Genomic DNA, 19658 nt, shown 5'->3' with positions numbered 1-19658 from the left:
GCGTCGGGGGTGGCGGGCGCGGCCGGGGCCCCGCGGCCGAGGCGGCGCACCGCGTGCGACGCCCGGGCCAGTGCGCGGCCGGGGCCCCGCGGCGGCGGGCTCAACGGTGTGCGAATGCCCTTGTCATCCCAGTACGACACCGGTTCTCCTCCGCGAGGGTTTCAGGTCGGCAGACTGCACGCGGTGGCGTGCCGAAAACCCGTGGTTGCAGCAGATGAAGTTGGAAGTTGACCTTATCGGGTGTCGCCCGCACGGATTCGGTCCGGTGCCTTACGGCCGGGCGATCTAGCTGATTTACGACAAACTCGACGAAATCTGGATAAATATGGAAGGAAGCCGCGAAAGGGATGATCAGGGCCTCAGTGGCGTCCGTTGGATCCTGCTGCGGTGGATGCGCCCGGGCGCCGAGCTCAGCCAGGCGGCGCCGCACCGCTACGCGCCGAGCGGGGCGGTGAGCCGTGCAGGGTCGAGCTCGGCCGCCCGCCCCGGTGCAGGACGTGGAACAGCTCGTCGCCGAGGTAGCCGAGGTGGAACGGCAGACCGGTGCGCTGCCGCGGTCGAGACCGCCCGGCGAAGCCCGGGTAGCCTGGCTTCCCTGCCGGGTCGGCTGCGTCGCCGATGCGCGTGAGCGCGTCCCCATCCGTCAGGCCCAGATCGGCCTTCGTCAGGGACCGGAGCTTCGACCACCTCGATCTGATCCGGCCGGTCCACCTGGCAGAGCCGCAGTCCCAGGTGCTCATCGACTGGCCGGAGATCGTGACGAGCACGGCGTCCGTGCCGTCCTCCCGGAAGTCTGGGCCCGTGGCCCACACCCCCCGGCCCGATCCCGGCGATTCAGCCGGATTTGTCTGTCACCTGAACCTTGACGCCGGCATGAACGTACATCTCGGAAGGCAACCCGGGCACGGACTGATGCACCGGATCGCCCGAGCGAAGCGCCGTCACGGAAACGTAAGAAGGTGCCGATTGCCTACGGGACGGCCTCGATCAGGCTGTAGCCCATGGTCAGCGGCATGACCCGGCTGATCGTGAAGCCTGCCGATCCGAGCAATTCCCGGAATTGCGACTCCGTGCGCTCCAGGGCAGCGTGTGCGACCAGCATGTGCAGGTCGGCGCGGGCGAGCAGACGGTGCTCCGGCTCCGGTTGCATGGTCCCGGGAACGAGCCTCTCGATCACCAGGAGCTTCGACGAACCGGTCATGGCCCGCCGGCAGGTGGCGAGGACGTCACGGCCTTGTTCGTCGTCCCAGTCGTGCAGGACGTTCTTGAGCACGTAGACGTCGGCATCCGCGGGCACTTCCTCGAAGAAGTTGCCCGACAGGAGGGTGCAGCGGCCGGCCACGCCGCATTTCTCCAGGTACGGAGGGGCTTTCTCGATCGCATGCGGGAGATCGAACAGGACGCCGTCGACGGTGGGATTGGCCACCAGGACGGCTGCGAGCAGCTCCCCGTACCCGCCGCCGACGTCGACGATCCGGGAGTTCTCAGTGAACTCGTAGCCGGAGACGATTCCGCGGGTGGTCAGGCGGGTGTGCTCGGCCATCGCGGCGTTGAAGATCGCGGCGCGGGCAGGGTTCTGGCGCAGGGGGTCGAAGTGCGACGTCCCACTGACGATCTCACGGGCGCTGCGGCCGGTGGTGACGCTGTCGAGCAGATGTCCCCACTCGGTCCAGACCTCACGGCCCCAATAGATCGTCCAGGAGCGAAGTGAGCCCTCGGCGTCGCTCCGGAGCAGCGCACCCATCGGTGTCAGCTCGAATGTGCCGTCCTCACGCTCGCGGCAGATCTCCAGCGTGGCGAGCGCGCGCAGCAAGCGGTAGAGGGACGGGGCGTGCGTGTGCGTTGCCGTGGCGAGGTCCCCCGCGGAACGGGGCCCCTCGGCCATCAGGTCGGGGACACCCAGCTCGGCGGCCACGCGGGTCGCCTGTGTCATCCAACTGCCGTTCACTATCTCGAGCAGCCGCGACGCCTGCGCCAGCACGTCGTCGCTCGGGTCAACCTCCGACATGTGTGGGCTCCTCTCCCGCCTGCGGCAGGCAGTCACCTCATCCTCACTTCGGAGTGCACGGCAGCCAAGCGATGTTCCGCATGGCGACCGTCACGATCTCGACGAGCACCGTGGCGCTGGCCGGTAGGACGTGGAGGGCTGACCGACAGGGCCTGGGCGTACACCGCCCGCCGACGCGAGGTGCGCCTCGTCCACGAAGCGGCTGCGTGGCCGGGAGAGGCCCAGGTGCTCGCGCAGCGTGCCGCCGGTGTACTCGTCGCGGAACAGGCCGCGCTCACGCAGCAGCGGCACGACCCGGGAGGTGAACAGCTCGAGCCCACCGGGGTAGAAGGGCGGCATCACGTTGAACCCGTCGGCGGCGCCCTGCCGGAACCACTCCTCGATCGCGTCGGCCACCTGCTCCGCGGCGCCGGTGAGGACCCGGTGGCCACGGGCGCCCGCGAGCCGGTGCAGCAGCCGCCGGACGGTGGGCCGCTCCCGTTCCACGATCCCGGCGACCACCTGCAGCCGCGACCGGGCGTTGTCGGTGACATTCCCGGCGTCACGGAACAGCTCCTCCGGGACGGGCCCGTCCAGTGCCGCCTCGGAGAGTCGCACGCCGGTGAGCTGCTCGAGCTGGCGCAGCCCGTACTCGGGCACGGTCAGCTCGTTGAACTCCCGTTCCAGCTCGAGCGCTGCAGTCTCGGTGTCGCCGATGAACGGGCTGATCCCGGGCAGGATCACCACCTCGGACGGGATCCGGCCGAACCGCGTGGCCCGATCCTTGATGTCGGCGTAGAACGCCTGCCCGTCCTCAAGCCGCTGGTGGGCGGTGAAGATCACCTCGGCGAACCGGGCCGCGAAGGAGCGTCCCTCGTTCGACGCGCCCGCCTGCACCAGCACCGGGCGGCCCTGCGGCGAGCGCGGCACGTCCAGCGGTCCGCGCAGATGGAAGCGGGGACCGGTGTGATCCGCCGGGTGGATCCGCGCGATGTCGGCGTAGCGCCCCCGGCCCGGACGAGCACGATCGCGTCCTCGTCCCAGCCGTCCCAGAGCTTGGTGACCACGTCGAGGAACTCGGTCGCCCTCGCGTAGCGGTCCGCAGCATCGGGGTAAACGTCGAGGCCGTAGTTCGCCGCGACGAGGTCCGAGACGGTGGTGACGACGTTCCAGCCGGCCCGGCCCTTGCTCAGGTGGTCGACCGACGCGAACAGCCGCGCCAGGTTGTAGGGCTCGTAGTAGGTGGTCGACGCAGTCGCGATCAACCCGATCCGCGAGGTCGCCGCAGCGATCGAGGCGAGCAGCGTGATCGGCTCCAGCCCACCGACGGCGTTGTGCGCCACGTTGGGGGTGAGGACGGGCATGTCGGCCAGGAACACCGCGTCGAACGCCGCGTCCTCGGCAGTGCGGGCGATCTGGTGGAAGTAGTCGGCGTCGTGAATCCGTTCCGGCTGGGTCGCGGGATGGCGCCACGCCGCCTCGTGGTGCCCGGCCGGAAAGATGAACGCGTTGAGATGCAGTTGCTCGGCCATCAGCTACTCCAGAGGGAGGGTCGGCGCTTATGCGCACCAGCACGTTCAGGCCGGCGTGGCAGCCAGCAGACTGTAGGGCCGCCCGGGAGATGGGAGCGGAGTCATTCCCGTCAGCTTCAGGCCGGATGCGGCGAGCAGTTCGGTGAACTCCGCTTGCGTGCGTTCCCTACCGGGCAGTTTGATCAGCATGTTCAGATCCCGCACCAGCATGCCGGTATCGAATTCGGCGGGATCGGTGGGCACCACCGACTCGATCAGGTACAGCCTCGCGTCGGCCGTCATCGACTCCCGGCACCGGGTCAGTACCGTGGCGGCCCGTTCGTCGTCCCAGTCGTGGACGATGTGCTTGAGCAGATAGGCGTCGCAGCCGCCGGGCACCGACTCGAAGAAGTCACCGGAAACGATCTCGCAGCGGTCCCGCACTCCGGCTCTCGTGAGTGTTGCCTCGGCTTCGTCCAACCCGGACTCGGTGTCGTAGAGCAGCCCGAGCGTCTGCGGGTTGGCGGCCAGCACACCGGCAAGCAGCGCTCCGCTGCCGCCACCCACATCGGCTATTCGGCCGTGCCAGGCGATTCCCAGTTCGTGCAGCGACCGCGCCACGCCTCGGCTGATCTCCGCCATCGTCTCGTTGAACACCGCCGCGTGCTCCGGATGTGCCGACAACCGCTCGAAGTACTCCTGGCCGAACATGTGCCCGACAGCGTCCTGTCCGGTACGGACGCTGTAGTTCAGCTCGCCCCATGACCGCCGTTTCTCCACGTCGCCATACAGCAGAATCGTGTTGCGCACCGATCCCGCAACGCCGGGACACAACAGCTCGCCGCCGACCGTGAGCGTGAAGAGATCTCCCTCGAGACTCACCAGATTCAGGGACACTGCGACGCGCAGCAGCCGGAACAGCGAGGGTCCGTGCGTTCCGGATCGCTCGGCGAGCTGATCGGCAGTCGCCGCCCCGTCGGCCAGCAGATCGACGATGCCGAGAGTGACCAGCGAGTACAGAATATGAGGAACGAATGAGTCCCAGATGAAGGAGACAAGTCGGGCGCGCTCCTTTTCGACATCGTTCACGTTCCCGTCCTACCACATGTCCACGCACGGCCTGCTCCGACAAGCGGTTTCCGCCGACCGGCCCGATCCAGCCATCGAAGATTTCGTTGCCATTCATCGAAAATCCTCCGCCCCGGGCCCGCTCCTTTCGAGGTAACGTGGGCCGCCGTGGGCGAGGGGCTGGGTGAATCGCGTCCCGCGGGTACGAAGCGTGACTGGGACGGGTTCCGGCGTCGTCTCGAGGGCCTGCTCCACCCGGCCGGGGGAAGCCGGATACGCCGCAGCCCACGCTGCGCTTCCTGCGGTCGCTCGACAGCGAGGCCGACCGGCGGGTACTGGCGCCGATGTGCGTCGAGGAGATGATCTACCGGGTCCTGTGCCGCGAGCAGTTCTCCCGGTTGCTGCGGATCGCGGCCCGGCAGACCGTCCAGAGCCCGATCCTCGCGGCACTCGCCTTCGCGCGGGCGCACTACGCCGAGCCGCTCACGGTCAACGACCTGGCCCGGCAGGCGGCGCTGAGCCCATCGGCGTTCTCGGCCCATTTCCGTGACGCCACCGGGCGCTCGCCGTACCAGTTCCTCAAGGAGTGTCGGCTCGACCGGGCCCGCGAGTTGCTCGGCGGTGGCGGCACGAGCGTCACCGCGGTGTCCCGCCGGGTCGGGTACACGAGCGCCTCGCACTTCATCAAGGAGTTCCGCACCCGTTTCGGCGTCACTCCGAGGGCGTACGCGGACGCCTGCGGGCTCGACGCCGAGCCGCGAAATGCGCAGCGGCACGCCGACTAGGTGTAGTGGCCATGAGCGTTGTTGACGGCGTGTCGGCCTGAGGACATGTGTCCCCCCAGTGATCACGGAGGCTCTGCCGACCGTGCCCATCTGTTCGACCCTTATGCGGCGAGGCGCAGGAGTGGTTGTCGGCGGGGTCTTCGCTGCGGGTCGATCCAGGCCGGGGGGATCAACTCGGGCAACCCGTCGCGGATCCGGACTTCCCATTCGGAGTGGTGCTGCAGGCGGTGGCAGGCCCGGCACAGCATCACGCAGTTGTGCAGGGCCGTGTCGCCGCCGTCCTGCCAAGCCTTGATGTGGTGGACCTCGCACCACGACGGTGGCCGCCCGCAGCCGGCGCAGCCCCGGTCGCGGGCGGCGATCGCGCGGCGCAGCCCGTCGGGGATGGTGCGGGTGACCCGCCCGACGTCGAGGGGCTGACCTTTCCCGTTGAGCACGACGGGCACGACCGCGGCGTCGCAGGCCAGCATCCGCAGCGACTGCGGGGTGAGGGTGCCGCCGAAGTCGAGGCAGGCGGCGCGGGCCCGGTTCTCCAGGTCCTCCAGCCGGATCAGCACGGTCAGGTGTGGGCGGCGCCCGCCGCATGCGGGGACGTCACCGTGGTCGAGCACGTAGCCGCACACGTCGGCCAGCGCTTCGGCCTGGCGTTGCGCGGTGCTGCGCTGCTCGTCGGCGGTGGCGGGTCGGGCGTGGGCGTCGATCACGGTGGCGATGGCGTCGAACATCGCTGCGTCATCGAACCGGCCCTTCAGGGTGCCGCCCGCTTTGCCGCGGTGACGGAGCAGGTGTAACTCGTTGACCAGCGCGGGTGGACGGTCGTCGGGTTCGGGCCCGTCCTCGTCGAGGGCCTCGACCAGCGCGGTGCCCCAGGTCTGCAGTTCGGAGGGGGTGTAGACGGCGGCCTTGTCGGCGAGTTGGGCTTCGGCACCGGCCCACACCTCGGGCGTAAGCCTTTCCGCGGCCGGGCTGGCGAGCACGCGGGCGATCACTGCGACGTGCCGCAGCCCGGTGGCGCCGGCGGCGAACACCTCGGCGGTGGCGGCCAGCCGCGCGGGCAACACGGTGCCGTCGAGCCCGACCCGCGGGCACACCTGCTCGGCGGCGACCACCCGGGTGCGGGCCTCGAACCGCTCCCACCCGAGCAGATCCCCCAACGCGGCCGGGGTGGATTTGTAGCCGCGTTCGGCGAACGTGCCGCGCCGTTCCAAAGCGGCCACGGTGGCGACGGTGAGCCGGTCGAGCCGCCGGCTGGTGCCTTCGCACAAGGTGAGCACGGACAGCAGGTCGTCGTCGGTAGCGCGTCGGGGGCCGCGGACAGCGCGTCGATCGCCTCGACCAGGAGGTGATGCGCGGTGGTGAGCGGGCTGTCCGGCACCTCTTCATCGTACTCGTACAGATGTTCGAATTGATGTTCGTCGTCGCAGGTTAACTGCCGTTCAGCGCTCGTGGCAGTGGCCTGCCGGACTCGCTCCCCGTCCTCGTCCTCCGCTTCAACGCGGTCTGCCCGACCGGTGTCTCCGGCACCGGCCTTGACAACAGCCCCGGGGGCGAGGTGATCGCCGCCGCCAACGAGCGCGTCCGGTCGGCATGCCTGAACGCCTTCGACATCCAGACCGTGCAGACCATCGACGTCAGCAACGCGTTGCTCTACCTGGCCTCCGACGAGTCGCGGTTCGTCACCGGGACGGCGATGTCGGTGGACGCGGGGCTGGTCAAGCTCTAGACCGTATGGGGGCCCGGCGCCTCGCTCGTAGGTTGGCGCGGGTCACCGCCGCAGTCGGCGGCGGTGCCGCATTTACGGGAGGCGCCGGTGCTGGCAGAGCGTACGTGCGTGGGCCTGGATTGTTCATGCGCGATCAGTGGTGGGCTGCATGATCGACAGTGAGGTCGGGGAGATCCGCACGTTGCGGCCGTCACCGAAGACCGAGGCGATCGTGTCGTGGGTTGGGTCGCTGCCGGGACCGGTTGCGGTGGCGTATGAGGCTGGTCCGACCGGGTTCGCGCTGGCTCGGGCGTTGGCCGCGGCGGGGGTGCGGTGCGAGGTGGTGGCGCCCTCGAAGATGGAGCGCCCGCCTGGGGACAGGGTGAAAACCGATCGTCGTGACGCGGAGCGGCTTGCTCGACTGTTGCGGATTGCCGAGTTGCCCGGGGTGCGGGTGCCCGGCGAGGCCGAGGAGGCTGCGCGGGATCTGGTCCGGGCTCGGGAGGACGCGCGTACAGATCTCATGCGTGCTCGGCACCGGTTGCCGAAGCTGTTGCTGCGCCAGGGGCTCGTATGGGAGAACTGCGCCTGGGCCGGGGCGCACGAGGCGTGGCTGCGCGCGCTTCGGTTGGACCGGGTCGGTGTCCAGGTGGCCTTCGATGAGGCCTTCGATGCGGTATTGAGCGTGCATGCTCGCCGTGATCGGCTTGACGCTGCCATCGTGGAGATGGCCGCCACGAGTGGGTTCGCGCCGGTCGTGGACCGGTTGTGCTGCCTGCGCGGGGTCGGGATCTTGACCGGGTTCGGGTTGGCGGTCGAGGTCGGGGACTGGCGGCGGTTCACCGGCTCCACGATTGGTTCCTACCTCGGGTTGGTGCCCAGCGAGTCTTCCAGCGGCGCCCGCCGCAGCCAGGGCGGGATCACCAAGGCCGGTAACAGCCACGCCCGTCGGCTGCTGGTCGAGGCCGCGTGGCATCATCGCAAGCCGTATCGGCCCAGTCATGAGCTGATCCGCCGCCGCGCCGGCCAGCCGGCCGCGGTGCGGGAGCGCGCAGAGCGCGGCAACCGCCGCTTGCACCGACGGTGGACGCGGCTGGATGCCCGCGGGAAACGATCCACCATCAGCGCGGTCGCGATCGCCCGCGAACTCGCCGGCTGGAGCTGGAGCCTCGCCCTGATGGACTGAGCGCTTCTCCCCGATCCGCCGGTGAGGGCGGTGCTGACAGGCAAGGGCGAGGAGCAACCCGCCTGACCAGCCCCGATCCCCTTCGATCGCGGGCCACCAGCCACGGCCACTTGACAGCAGGTGCCCCAATATCAGCTGTCATGCCCAGCCGGGTTGTTGAAGCGGCTGCTGGGTGGATGCCGCTGGGTGCGGTGTGCCCGCGGCGGTGGTTGGTACCAGGCGCTGGAGGAAACCGTTCGGAGATGGACGCGACGGATCTTCGCCCGCAGCGCCGGACGGGGACGCTTGAACCGCGGAGCCGAGGTCCCCGGTCGTCGCCCGTCTTTCCCTCATGACCGCCGGTACCGGGATGCTGTGCCGGTGAGCGACTTCGCCGAGCTACTTCGCCGGTACCGAACCGCCCGGTCGCTGACGCAGGAGGAACTCGCGACTCGGGCACGCATCACCCAGAAGGCGGTGGGGGCGCTCGAACGGGGCGAGCGCCGTCGGCCCTATCCGCACACGGTGCGCGCGCTTGCCGACGCGCTCGGCTTGGACGACGACGAGCGCGCCCGTCTGGTCGCGGCCGTCCCGCCACCCGAGGCGTCGACCGCCGGCCACCGGACGAAGGTGCCCGCACCCGTGGGTGACCCGGCGAACGGACGGCTGCCCGCGCCCGCTGCGCCGGTGATCGGTCGGGACGACCAGGTGGACGCGATCGTGGGTGTCCTGGCAGAGCCCTCGTGCTCCGTCCTGACGTTGACCGGGCCTGGCGGGGTCGGCAAGACCACGCTCGCCCTGCTGGTCGCGGCCGCGGCACGCGAACATTTCCCGGCCGGCACGGTGCTGGTCGAGCTCGCCGACGTCCGTTCCGCCGCGGACGTCGTCCCCGCCATCGCCACCGCGCTCGGCGTCCCCGACTCCGGCACCGCCGACCGCGTCGGGGCCGTTGCGTCGTTCCTGGGGAACCGAGAGCTGCTGCTCGTGCTCGACAACGTCGAGCACGTTCTCCCGTGTGCGCCCGCGGTGGCCACGCTGGTCTCGGTCTGCCCGGCACTCACCATCCTGGCCACCGGGCGGGTCCCGATGCGGATACGGGCCGAACGCGAGATGCGGGTGGCGCCGCTGGACCACGACATGTCGGTCCGGTTGTTCCGCGAACGGATGAGCGCTCGTGGCGGCACCGTCGCCGACGACCAGGGCGACGCGCCGGTGATCGCCCAGCTGTGCCGCCACGCCGATGGTCTGCCGCTGGCGTTGGAGCTCGCGGCCACCGCGGCCGCCCGGATCGGCCCGCGCACACTGCTTCAGACGATGGAACTGCCCTCCGACATCGCGCCCCACGACCTGCCCGTCCGGCAACGGAGCATCACGGCGACCCTCGACTGGAGCGTCCGGCTGCTCAGCGAACCAGCACGGTCGCTCCTGGCGCGCCTGTCGGTGTGCGTGGGCGGGTTCACCTGGGCGGATGCCCATGCCGTCAGCGGTCTCTCCGCCGCTTCCGCGACCCGCGCGCTCACCGAACTCGTCGAGCACTCGCTGGTGATCCGCGTCGTCGACGGCGGGGGCGGGGATCGGTTCCGGCTGCTGGAGCCCGTACGTCAGCATTCCGGGGAGCGTCTCGAGCACGGCCAGGCCGACGAGGCCCGCGCCGGCCTGGCCGGCGCCGTGCTGGCCACCGCGCGTGCCCTCGTCGACGATCTGCACGGCTCCGGGCAGGTGACGGCGCTGCACCGACTCGAAGCGGGGCTGGGCAACCTGCGGGTCACGCTCGACTGGCTCATCGAGCACGACCGTGCTGACGACGCCACCGAGCTGCTCTGGCTGGTCTGGCTGCACCTGGCGATCCGCGGACACGGTCGCGAGGGCAGCTCCTGGGCCACCCGCCTGAACGCCCGGCCGATGACCCGGCAGAGCCGGACCCGGTTGCTGGTGGCGTGGGCGGGTCTGGAGCACCTGGCCGCTCCTGCGGATGCCTGCCGGCACAGCCGGGAGGCACTCGAGCTCGCGACCGGCGACGACGACGAGGTGCTCGCCACCCAGGCCGCGACGCTCGCCGCCTCGACGGCGCTGTTCTCCCAGGACCTCTCCCTGGCCCGGGAGCTGCTCGGCGAGGCGAACCGTCGGGCCGACGCCCTCGGTGACCCGTACTGGATCGCCCACGCGCGGATGGCGACCACGCAGATCGCGTTGCTCGCCGGCAGCGCACCCGCGATCGAGCAGGCGGCACGGGAGGCCGAAAGGGCAACGCGGCGCGTGGGGTCGGCGTTCGAGGTGGGGGCCGCGCTCAACCTCCGTGCCGTCGCCGCGCAGCTCGGCGACCGCAACGACGAGGCCGCTGCGCTGCTGGCCGAGGCGATCGATCTCGCCGTGGCTGCCGTGAACAGCTGGACGCTGACCTACATGCTCTCCACGCTCGCCGTGGTGGCGGTCCGGCTCGGAGACCCTGATGCCGGTGCTCGGCTGTTCGGCGCATGGTCCGCCTACGCGGACGCGCACGGGGTGGTCGAGGACTTCCCCACCACCCAGGAACTGGTCGCGGGCGACATCGACCGGGCCCGTCGTGACCTGGGCGCAGCCTCGTTCGACGTGGCGTGGCGATCCGGGCGGGAGGCGGGGATGGCAGAGCTCGTCGAACTTGCTCGGAAGGTTCGCGACCAGGCCGTTCGTTGAGCGCTCGCCGAGCGGCGTGCGGGAGGACTCGGCCGTCGCCGACCCGGTGGAGGGCAGGGCAGCGCACGCGCGGAGCGGATACTCGCCCGACACGACCCCGCCGCGGTCGGCGATCAGGATCGGCGTGGTGCGAAGGCGAGGGACTCCCGCGCGAAGAAGGCGGCGAACCCCAGGACGGCAGCGAGACGACGCGGCCGGGTGAACCCCTCTCCGCGCAGCGTCATCAGGATCTGCACCACCGCGGCGGCGTCGATCGAGACGAACCCGCTGTACGGCGCGCGATCCCCTCCCCCGGCCGGGCGCGCCTCCCAGCGCAGCCGGGTCAGGCCGTGCCACCGGGCGATGGGCCCGGGTCGCAGGATCGACTTGGCGCCGGTCAGTAGCCAGGGGGCGCCGCGGTCGTCGTCGAACTCGAGCGCGTAGCGCATGGCGTGCCGGCCGTCACGGGGGAACAGCGACAGCGAGCCGCGCGCCGGTCGTCCGGTGGCGATCGGATGGATCGTCACCGTTCCGTCGACGTCGAGGGTGTGCAGGTCGTCGCGCAGGAAGTCGTCCAACCCGGGGAAGGAGGCGGTGAGCCGCAGGTCCGCGACCGGTTCACGGGTACGACGGGCACGCGGGGTGGTCATCCGCTCCCGGAAGCGGATGCCGTTGCCCGACGTGCGCGCCCGGAGGTGGGCCATCTCCCGGCTCGCGGCGTCCTCCGGGACCGGTGCCGCCCGGACGTCCGGCCATTCGGGTGCGCGCCACTGCGGGTCTCCGGTGAGCCGGCGCGCGACGTGCTCGGCGGCCCGTTCCGCGGCGGCGAGGATCGTTGCCGACGGGTTGGCCCCCGTCGAGCCGGGCACGGTCGAGCCGTCGACGACGAAGAGGCCGGGGTACCCGTGGACCTGGCCCCACTGGTCGACGACGCCCGGGGCTCCCGGCCGGTCGGCAGGCACCCCGCCGAGGTTGTGCACGGTGACGGCGCGGCGCAGCAGAGTCCACGACAACGCTGCGTGGACGCGGGTGCGCAGCATGCCGCTCAGCAGCGGCCCGACGCGTGACTCGGCGCGGTACAGGCGTGCTTCGCGCCGGTTGTCCCAGGCGACCGCCGCGTTCCCGTTGCGGTTCAGCGCGAGGTGCCCCGAGGCGGAGTCCCGGCCCATCGACAGCAGGGCCATGCGATGCGTCGATCGGCTGCCGCGCCGGCGGCTCCACCGGGCGCGCAGGCGCTCCAGCGGCAGCGACGCGTGGATGAGCCGCTGCAGCGGCAGCGGGATGCCGCCGTCCTGGACCTGGAACCAGACCGGCGTCCGGCCTTCTGGCACGTCGAGGATCGTCGTCGTGGTGATGGTCGGCCCGCGGGTGAGGTCCCCGGCGGAGCGCAGCGTCGTCGTCATGAGGAAGTCGCCGTTGCCCGAGAACTCCTCGCCGAGCCGGGAGGACAGCAGCGGTAGCGTCCCGAGCACGTCGCGCTGGCGCAGCAGCAGTTCGGTCGTGCCGACGGCGCCGGCGGCGAGGAACACGTGGCGGCTCGTCATCGTCACCGGCGGCGCGGCGGCGTCGCCGGGGTCGCGCCACGTGACCGCGTAGCCGGAGTCGCAGGGCTCCACGCGGATCACCTCGGCGCGGGTCACGGCGACCGCGCCCGCGCGTTCGGCGACGGCGAGGTAGTTGTGGTCGAGGCTGTTCTTCGCGCCCCGGTTGCACCCGATGACGCAGTCGCCGTCGAAGTCGCAGCCGCCCTGCTCGACCCCGTGCTTGTTCGGGGTCACCACGTCGGGGTCGGCGGTGAAGCGGACCGCGAGGTTCGGCCGGATCGTGCCGGCCACCCGGTCCATCCGGTCCACCAGGGACTCGACCAGTGCGGTGCGCGCTGGCACGCGGCCCGTCGTGGGATCGACGCCGACCGGCCGCACGTCGAGCATGTGCGCGGCGAGGTCGTAGTAGGGGTCGAGCTGGTCCCGCCGCAGGTGCGGGGGCCACCGCCCGGACAGCGACGGGTCGAAGGGGCGGGCGAAGACGTTCGCGTAGACGAGCGAGCCGCCGCCCCACCCCGCGCCCTGGACGCTGATGAGCTTGTCCAGCCAGCGGATGTCGTAGAGCCCGGCGCCGATGCTCCAGAGCCATCCGTCCGCCGGGTCCGGCGAGCGGGGGAAGGATCCGCGTTCCCACCGCCGGCCGCGTTCGAGGACGACCACGCCGACTCCGGCCTGCGCGAGCCGGGCGGCGAACACCGCGCCGCCGAAACCGCTGCCGACCACGATCGCCTCGACGTGCTCGGGCGCAGCGGGATGCGCGCCTGCGCGTTCGACCCGGGCCATCGGTTCCCCCTCCTCCTCGGTTCCGGCTGCCTGCCGGCCAGGACAGTGTTCGACCGGGGCCCGCCGGACGGCACCCACGCCGGGCCCCCAGTGCCGCCACAGCCCGTCCCCCACCGGCTCCACCGCGACTGTGGGCACGGCGTGGACCTCGCGTGGGTGTTCCCGACCGGGCTCCGGCCGAAGACTCGACCCCGGCTCCCACCACGGAGCACACCGAGCGAAAGAAATCAGAAGGCGAGAAATGACACCGTGCCCAGTGAGGGTGACATGACGAGCAACGGACACCTACCCACGCTCATGCGCACCCGCCTGCGACTGCCGCGCAGCGTGATGATGGCCGCCCTGGCCGTCTCCATGTTCCTGATCTACCTCGACACCGCGATGGTCAACCTGGCCGGACTGGCGATCCGCGAAGGGCTGGGACTCTCCGCCGCCGAACTCACCGTCGTCGTCGACAGCTACCTGGTGGCCTTCGCGGGTCTGCTGCTGCTCGGGGGCCGCCTCGCCGACGTGCTCGGGGGGAGGAAGGTGTTCCTTTCCGGGATGGCGCTCTACGTCGCAGCATCGGCGTTCTGCGCGCTGGCCGCCGGTGGGCCGATGCTGATCGCCGGGCGGATCGGTCAGGGGATCGGGGCGGCACTGGTGATGCCGTCCGCGCTCGCCCTCGTCCTGAACCTCTACCCGTCGCCGGCGGAGCGCACCCGCGTCATGGGGATCTGGGGTGCCGTCGCGGGCCTCGGCAGCCTGCTGGGCGTGTCCCTCGGCGGCACGCTGACCGCGCTGCTGGGTTGGCAGTCGGTCTTCTGGGTCCCCGTGCCGCTCGGCCTCATCAGCGCGATCGTCGTCTGGGGCTCGGTGCCGTCGTTCCCCGGTCGACCCGGCCGGTTCGACGCGGTCGGCGCCACCACGATCACCGTCGGGATCTCGGCACTCGCGCTCGGCATGGTCTCCGCCGCCGAAGCCGGATGGGCCACGCCCACCGCGGTCATCGGACTCGCGGTCGGCCTCGCCTCCCTGGTCGCCTTCCTGATCGCCGAGCACCGCTCCACGCACCCGCTGGTCCCGCTCGGTGTTTTCCGCAGGAAGCCGGTGGTCACAGCGGGCGTGGTGCTGATGCTGCTCGGTGCCACGCTCACGAGCCTGTTCTTCCTGCTCCCCCTCTACCAGCAGGACGTCCTCGGGATGGACGCGCTGACCAGTGGGCTGACCCAGATCCCCGTCGCCGTGATGATCATCCTCGGCAGCGCAGCGGCACCGCTGCTGGCCCGGCGCGTCGGCCTGCCACGCGCGCTGCACGTCGCTCTCGTCCTGCTGCTCGCCGGGTTCCTGTGGCTGGCGCTGAACCCGGCGACCGACGGCTTCTCCGTGCACCTGCTCGGCGCGTTCCTGCTGATCGGCGCCGGGCTCGGCCTCGGCATCGTCAACGCGTTCACGGCGGCGGTGCGCGACAGCGGCGAAGGCGAGTCGGGCCTGCTCAGCGGCCTGGTCAACGCCGCTCAGCAGTTGGGCGGCGCGCTCGGCCTCGCCGCACTGGCCGCGATCGCCATCGGCGCCGCGGGCGCGCACGGCGACATCGCGTTCACGACCGCGTTCCTGGGCGGAGCAGCACTGATCGCCCTCGCCCTCGCGCTGTCGCTCACCCTGCTGCCGGCACGAGGTGAGACGCGTCCACCACGAGCCTCCACCGGAACCGGGAACACCCGCGACCGGGCCACCTCGACCGCACCCCACTGAGGACGCACCCGATGAACACACCCACCGTGCTGGTGACCGGCGCGACCGGAACGGTCGGCTCCGCTCTCGTGCCCGCTCTGCTGGCCCGCGGCGCAACCGTCCGCGCCATGACGCGCAACCCCGAGCGCCCGGTTCCCGGCGTCGAGAACGTCGTCGCCGACCTGCAGGACCCGCAGGCGGTCGCCGCCGCGCTCAAGGGCGTCGACGCGGCCTTCCTCAACAGCCCGTCGACCGAGGACGCCGCCGCCCTCCAGATCCGGTTCGCCGAGCTCGCCCGCGAATGCGGTGTCGAACGGCTCGTGCTGCTCTCGCAATACGGGGCGCGCACCGACTCGCCGGTGCGGTTCCTGCGCTGGCACGCCGAGGTCGAGCAGCACGTGCACCGGCTCGGGACCGACCACACCGTGCTGCGCCCGAACCTCTACATGCAGGCCCTGCTCGGCTTCGCCGGCACCATCGCCCACGGTGTGCTGGCCGCACCGATCGGTGGCGCCCCGGTCAGCGCCATCGAGACCAGGGACGTCGCCGACGCCGCCGCGGCCGTGCTGACCAGCCCGGGACACACCGGCACGACCTACACGCTGACCGGGCCCCGCGCCGTGACCCACGGCCAGATCGCGCACGCCCTCTCCACCGCCACCGGGCGGGAGATCGCCTTCCAGGAGGTGGCCCCCGAGGACTTCACGGCCGCGCTGACCGGCCTCGTCCCGCCGTGGGTCCTCGACGGCCTGGTCGAGGACTACGCCCACTACGCCAGGGGGGAAGCCGCCGTCGTGCACTCCTGCGTCGCCGACCTCACCGGGCACCCCGCGCGCGACATCACCGAGTTCGCACGCGATCACGCCACCGCGTTCGTCCCGGCCTGACCACTCCGAGAACTGCACGGAAAGGGAGTTCCGATGATCCACCACTGCATCCGCATGACCCTCAAGCCCGGCCTGTCGGAGGACGAGGTGGCAGCCGGCATCGAACGCATGCGTGACGCGACCACCCGGATCCCGTCCATCAGGTCGTAGGTCGTGGGCCGCGACTTCGGCGGCGACTACGAGTACAGCGCCATCTCCGTGGTCGAGGACCTCGACGGCTACGAGGAGATGATGAACCACCCGGCCCACCTCGAGATCGACCGGCTCGGCCTGCCGCTGGTCGAGAAGTTCATGTCCTTCGACATCACCGACGACCCCGACCCGGAGATGGGCGCGAAGATCGCCGCGATCCACCAGCGACGGTACGACAGCACCCCCGACATCGCCGGACTGGTGTCCGACCTCGGGGACTACACCGGAAGCGCAGCGCCCGGCAGGCGCGCGTAGCAACCGATCTCGCCGGCTGCGCGAAACATGCGCGCCCCGGATGAACCCCATTGATCGACAGCACCGGAGGGTGATCGAATGAATGAGCCGACCGAGGCGATCAGCGCCATTCCAGCTCGGATGAACGAGGCGTGGAACCGCGGCGACGCCACCACCTTCTTCGCAGACTTTGCAGAGGACGCCGTCTTCGCGGACTTCGAGGGAACCATCTACCGGGGACGTCAGGAGATGATCGCGACCCATCAGCCGATCTTCGACACCGTGATGAAGGGTTCACGACTGGCTCAGGGTGAGGTGCTGTTCGCCGAGATCATCCAGCCGGGGTGGGGCGTGGTGCACCACCGCGTCGGCATCGCGCTGCCGTCCGAGGACGAGCCGCCGCCGAGCCGCCGGTCCATGCAGCTGTTCGTCACGGCGTGGCAGAACGACCGCTGGGAAGTCGTCGCTCTGCAGAACTCCCGCCTGATCTCGCTGGAAGCTGCGGCGGCCCTCGAATCCATCACCGGCGCTCGGCGAGAGCACGACGTCTAGCCGCCCGGCGGCGCCAGGGCGGCGACGCACGTGGGTCGCGGTCGCGCCGCCCCACGACGCGTCCCGTCCCTGGCGCGTCGCCGGTGACCTGATCATCAGCCGAATCCTTGTCGCACTGAGGTGACAGATGAGCACGACGTCGTCCGCGCCGGTCGTCCGCGTCCAGCAGGGTGTGCTGCGCGGGACCACCGACCGCGGGGCACTGGCCTTCTTCGGAGTGCCGTTCGCGGCCCCGCCATTCGGGCCCGACCGGATGCGCGCACCCCGCCCCGCGTCACCCTGGAACGGCGTCCGCGACGCCACGGAGTACGGCCCGACCAGCCCGAAGGCGCCGTATCCGCCGCAGTACCGGCCGCTGTTCCCCGAGGTCGACATCCCCGGTGAGGACTGCCTGAACCTCAACGTCTGGACGCCCGACACCACCGGCTCGCTGCCCGTGCTGGTGTGGATCCACGGCGGCTCGTTCACGAACGGTTCCGGCTCGGTCGCCGAGTACGACGGCGCCGCCTTCGCCCGCGACGGCGTGGTCACCGTGACCATCAACTACCGACTCGGCGCCGAGGGCTTCCTCTACACCGGCGACGACGTCGCGAACCCCGGCCTGCTCGACCAGGTCGCCGCGCTGACCTGGGTGCGCGACAACATCGCCGCGTTCGGCGGCGACCCCGCCCGGGTCACCGTCGCCGGCGAGTCGGCAGGCGCGATGAGCGTGACCACGCTGCTGTCGATGCCCGCCGCGGCCGGGCTGTTCCACCGGGCCATCGCGCAGAGCGGCGCCGCCGCGCACACTCTGGACCCGCAGGACGGGCGCATGGTCTCCGACTTCCTGGCCGAGGCGCTGGGCGTCGAGCCCACCCGGGAGGCGATCGCGGCGATCCCGGTGCAGCAGGTGACCGCGGCCGTGTCGGCGCTCACCGAGCAGTTGCAGACCGCCCCGGACCCGGCGAAGTGGGGTGCGCTGGCGCTCAGCCTGCTGCCGTTCATGCCGACCGTCGACGGTGAGGTCGTGCCCCGCCCGCCGCTCGAGGCGATCACCGCCGGCCGGGGCGCGGACGTGGCACTGCTGATCGGTTCCAACCAGGACGAGGCCCGGCTGTTCTTCGTCTCCGACGGCAGCATCGACGCCGTCGACGAGGCCGCGCTCGCCGCCGCGGCCGGCGCGTACGGGCTGCCCGCGGAGAGCATCGAGGTGTACCGCCGCAACCGGCCCGACGCCCGCCCCGGCGATCTGCTGGCCGCGATCCTCACCGACTGGTTCTACCGCGTCCCGGCCGTCCGCGTGGCCGAGGCCCGCACCGGCGGCACCGCCCCGACCTGGGTGTACCGCTTCGACTACTGGTCACCCGCCTACGACGGCCGGCTCGGTGCCTGTCACGGCGTGGAGATCCCGTTCGTGTTCGACACCCTGCACGTGCCGAACACGCGCCCGCGGGTCGGCGACTCCGCGCCACAGGCCGTGGCCGACACCGCGCACGCCACGTGGGTGAGCTTCATCCGCAGTGGCGACCCCGGGTGGGCGCCCTACACCGTCGATGCCCGCACGACCGGTCTCATCAACGACAAGGTGGAGGCCGTCGACGACCCGGCCGGCGACGAACGCCGGCTCTGGGAAGGCGTGCGCTGATCAGCGCCCCGCCCGACCCGCTGCCACGGCCAGAGCCGCCGCCGGGGCCCAGGCTCCACCGAGAATCCCACTCAGGAGATCACTGCGATGCCGCACTACCACGTCAGCGCGACGACGTCGGCCCCCGTCACCACCGTCTGGAGCCTGCTGATCGACGGACGGAGCTGGCCGAAATGGTCCTCCGGACTGGACGAACTGGTGGAAGAGCGCTCGACCGGGCTCGGCCCGGGCGGCCGTGACGATGTCGGGGCCGTCCGCGCCTTCCGCACGGGCCGGGTCGTCACGGGCGAGCGACTGACCGAGCTCGTGGACGGCCGGCGCATCGCCTACGAGGACGCCTTCAACTTCTCGATCAAGGACTACCGCGCAGTAATCGAACTGGAGCCGGCAGCGGCAGGCGGCACGACGATCAACTGGCAGGGCACCTGGCGCCCGCGGCCGGGGATCGGTTGGCTGACACCTCTCTTCCTTCCCCGGGTGATGCAGCGCATGGCGACCGATCTTGCTGACTACGCGGCCACCGCCCGGGCCAGGTGACATCGAAGGCGTGAGTTCAGCTGCCGGCCGGATCGGTGGCGGACTCAACGGCCTCGGCCAGCAGCCGGGAGAGAGCGTCCACCGTCGGGTTCTCCAGGATCGTGCGCACAGGTACGCGCAGCCCCAGCTCGGTCCGCAACCGGGACGCCATCCTGACCGCGAGCATCGAATGCCCGCCCAGTGCGAAGAAGTCGTCGTCGGGGTCGACCCGCACCACCCCGAAGAGCTCACACCAGACCGCGGCGACGACGGCAGCGGTCCTGGCCCGGACGCCGCTGGACTCGTCCCAAGCGGTCCCGGCCCTCTCCTCTGACGCGCTCACTCGCCGGTCCCCCGCCCGGGCCGTCGTTGCTGCAGCCGGTTCCGGCGGTCGCGCAACCGGGCCGCCCGCGCCTGGCCGACCGGCTCGGCCACCGCATGTCCTGTCCGGGGGTCGCCGGCGAGGTGCCGCGCAAGCGCGGCGATCGTCGGGAACTCCAGCAGCGACACCAGCGACGTCGTCGCGCCGGTGCGCGCGCCGATGAGGGTGTGCACGGTGGCGAGCGCGAAGGACGTGCCACCCAGGTCGAAGAAGTTGTCGTCGAGGCCGACGTCGTCGCGCCCCAGCACCTCCCGCCAGATCTGGACGAGGTCGTGCTCCGCCGCGGTGCGGGCCGCCGTGGTCGCCTCGGGGCGGATCGCGACGGCGGAGGCGGGACGCGGGGCGGACACCCCGTCAGCGG

General features: G+C 71.3%; 18 protein-coding genes and 1 pseudogene. 10 read left to right on the top strand and 9 right to left on the bottom strand.

Translation table 11 applies throughout. The annotated features are described in order from the left end of the window. Positions 1-410: 410 nt before the first annotated feature. The 5 genes and pseudogenes from HF577_RS29980 to HF577_RS38840 all read right to left on the bottom strand — a co-directional run bounded on the left by HF577_RS29980 (position 411) and on the right by HF577_RS38840 (position 4587). Positions 411-812 (bottom strand): hypothetical protein, encoded by a 402-nt coding sequence (locus HF577_RS29980; protein WP_169399346.1) that lies wholly within the window; start codon positions 810-812, stop codon positions 411-413. Positions 813-970: 158 nt separating this feature from the next. Continuing rightward, positions 971-2008, bottom strand: a complete 1038-nt coding sequence (locus tag HF577_RS29975; protein WP_169399345.1) for a methyltransferase — start codon at positions 2006-2008, stop codon at positions 971-973. Positions 2009-2098: 90 nt separating this feature from the next. Next, positions 2099-2971: an LLM class flavin-dependent oxidoreductase gene (locus HF577_RS39910; RefSeq protein ID WP_312859465.1), complete on the bottom strand. Its 873-nt coding sequence runs from the start codon at positions 2969-2971 to the stop codon at positions 2099-2101. A 107-nt stretch (positions 2972-3078) separates the two neighbouring features. Continuing rightward, positions 3079-3519, bottom strand: a pseudogene (locus HF577_RS39905) (LLM class flavin-dependent oxidoreductase); the annotation flags it as partial. A gap of 45 nt (positions 3520-3564) precedes the next feature. Then, entirely contained in the window at positions 3565-4587 is a 1023-nt protein-coding gene (locus HF577_RS38840) for a methyltransferase (protein WP_169399344.1), read from the bottom strand. 194 nt (positions 4588-4781) lie between these two features. Here HF577_RS38840 and HF577_RS29960 point away from each other — a divergent pair, with 194 nt between their 5' ends. Then, on the top strand, positions 4782-5351 hold the full coding sequence (locus HF577_RS29960) for a helix-turn-helix domain-containing protein (protein ID WP_281359905.1): 570 nt from the start codon (positions 4782-4784) through the stop codon (positions 5349-5351). Positions 5352-5452: 101 nt separating this feature from the next. Here the strand turns inward: HF577_RS29960 and HF577_RS29955 are convergent, their stop codons facing one another. Further along, positions 5453-6625: an HNH endonuclease signature motif containing protein gene (locus HF577_RS29955; RefSeq protein WP_169399343.1), complete on the bottom strand. Its 1173-nt coding sequence runs from the start codon at positions 6623-6625 to the stop codon at positions 5453-5455. Positions 6626-6780: 155 nt separating this feature from the next. Here HF577_RS29955 and HF577_RS29950 point away from each other — a divergent pair, with 155 nt between their 5' ends. From HF577_RS29950 to HF577_RS29940, 3 genes are all read left to right on the top strand, one after another. Further along, positions 6781-7074 carry an SDR family oxidoreductase gene (locus tag HF577_RS29950; protein ID WP_169399348.1) on the top strand — a complete coding sequence of 98 codons (294 nt, stop codon included), beginning with the start codon at positions 6781-6783 and terminating at the stop codon, positions 7072-7074. Between the two features lie 70 nt (positions 7075-7144). After that, positions 7145-8239 (top strand): IS110 family RNA-guided transposase, encoded by a 1095-nt coding sequence (locus HF577_RS29945; RefSeq protein ID WP_312859464.1) that lies wholly within the window; start codon positions 7145-7147, stop codon positions 8237-8239. A gap of 360 nt (positions 8240-8599) precedes the next feature. Next, a complete protein-coding gene (locus HF577_RS29940) occupies positions 8600-10891 on the top strand; it encodes an ATP-binding protein (RefSeq protein ID WP_169399341.1) in 2292 nt (763 codons plus the stop codon). 113 nt (positions 10892-11004) lie between these two features. Here HF577_RS29940 and HF577_RS38835 read toward each other — a convergent pair whose 3' ends face one another. Next, positions 11005-13335: a GMC oxidoreductase gene (locus tag HF577_RS38835; RefSeq protein WP_169399340.1), complete on the bottom strand. Its 2331-nt coding sequence runs from the start codon at positions 13333-13335 to the stop codon at positions 11005-11007. A gap of 129 nt (positions 13336-13464) precedes the next feature. On the opposite strand from HF577_RS38835, the gene HF577_RS29930 reads away from it, so the two are divergent. The 6 genes from HF577_RS29930 (at position 13465) to HF577_RS29905 (ending at position 18936) form a co-directional block, all read left to right on the top strand. After that, on the top strand, positions 13465-14931 hold the full coding sequence (locus HF577_RS29930; RefSeq protein WP_211175042.1) for an MFS transporter: 1467 nt from the start codon (positions 13465-13467) through the stop codon (positions 14929-14931). Between the two features lie 11 nt (positions 14932-14942). Beyond that, the gene (locus HF577_RS29925) at positions 14943-15797 is read left to right on the top strand and encodes an NmrA family NAD(P)-binding protein (protein WP_169399339.1); all 855 of its coding nucleotides are present in this window, start codon (positions 14943-14945) and stop codon (positions 15795-15797) included. Positions 15798-15950: 153 nt separating this feature from the next. Then, entirely contained in the window at positions 15951-16244 is a 294-nt protein-coding gene (locus HF577_RS29920) for a Dabb family protein (RefSeq protein ID WP_312859463.1), read from the top strand. 78 nt (positions 16245-16322) lie between these two features. Then, positions 16323-16775: an SgcJ/EcaC family oxidoreductase gene (locus HF577_RS29915; RefSeq protein WP_169399338.1), complete on the top strand. Its 453-nt coding sequence runs from the start codon at positions 16323-16325 to the stop codon at positions 16773-16775. A 127-nt stretch (positions 16776-16902) separates the two neighbouring features. After that, a complete protein-coding gene (locus HF577_RS29910; protein WP_169399337.1) occupies positions 16903-18399 on the top strand; it encodes a carboxylesterase/lipase family protein in 1497 nt (498 codons plus the stop codon). 87 nt (positions 18400-18486) lie between these two features. Next, the gene (locus HF577_RS29905; RefSeq protein WP_169399336.1) at positions 18487-18936 is read left to right on the top strand and encodes an SRPBCC family protein; all 450 of its coding nucleotides are present in this window, start codon (positions 18487-18489) and stop codon (positions 18934-18936) included. 16 nt (positions 18937-18952) lie between these two features. On the opposite strand, the gene HF577_RS38830 is transcribed toward HF577_RS29905, so the two are convergent. Further along, positions 18953-19258 (bottom strand): phosphopantetheine-binding protein, encoded by a 306-nt coding sequence (locus tag HF577_RS38830; RefSeq protein WP_169399335.1) that lies wholly within the window; start codon positions 19256-19258, stop codon positions 18953-18955. Further along, a partial coding sequence (locus tag HF577_RS29895) for an acyl carrier protein (RefSeq protein ID WP_211175041.1) occupies positions 19255-19658 on the bottom strand: 404 nt, incomplete at its 5' end. The genes HF577_RS29895 and HF577_RS38830, both read right to left, overlap by 4 nt.

The sequence above is a fragment of the Pseudonocardia xinjiangensis genome, from assembly GCF_012911925.1.
GTDB lineage: Bacteria > Actinomycetota > Actinomycetes > Mycobacteriales > Pseudonocardiaceae > Pseudonocardia > Pseudonocardia xinjiangensis.
The sequence above is the reverse complement of the archived record's forward strand: the minus strand, read 5'-3'. Positions and strand labels throughout refer to the sequence as shown.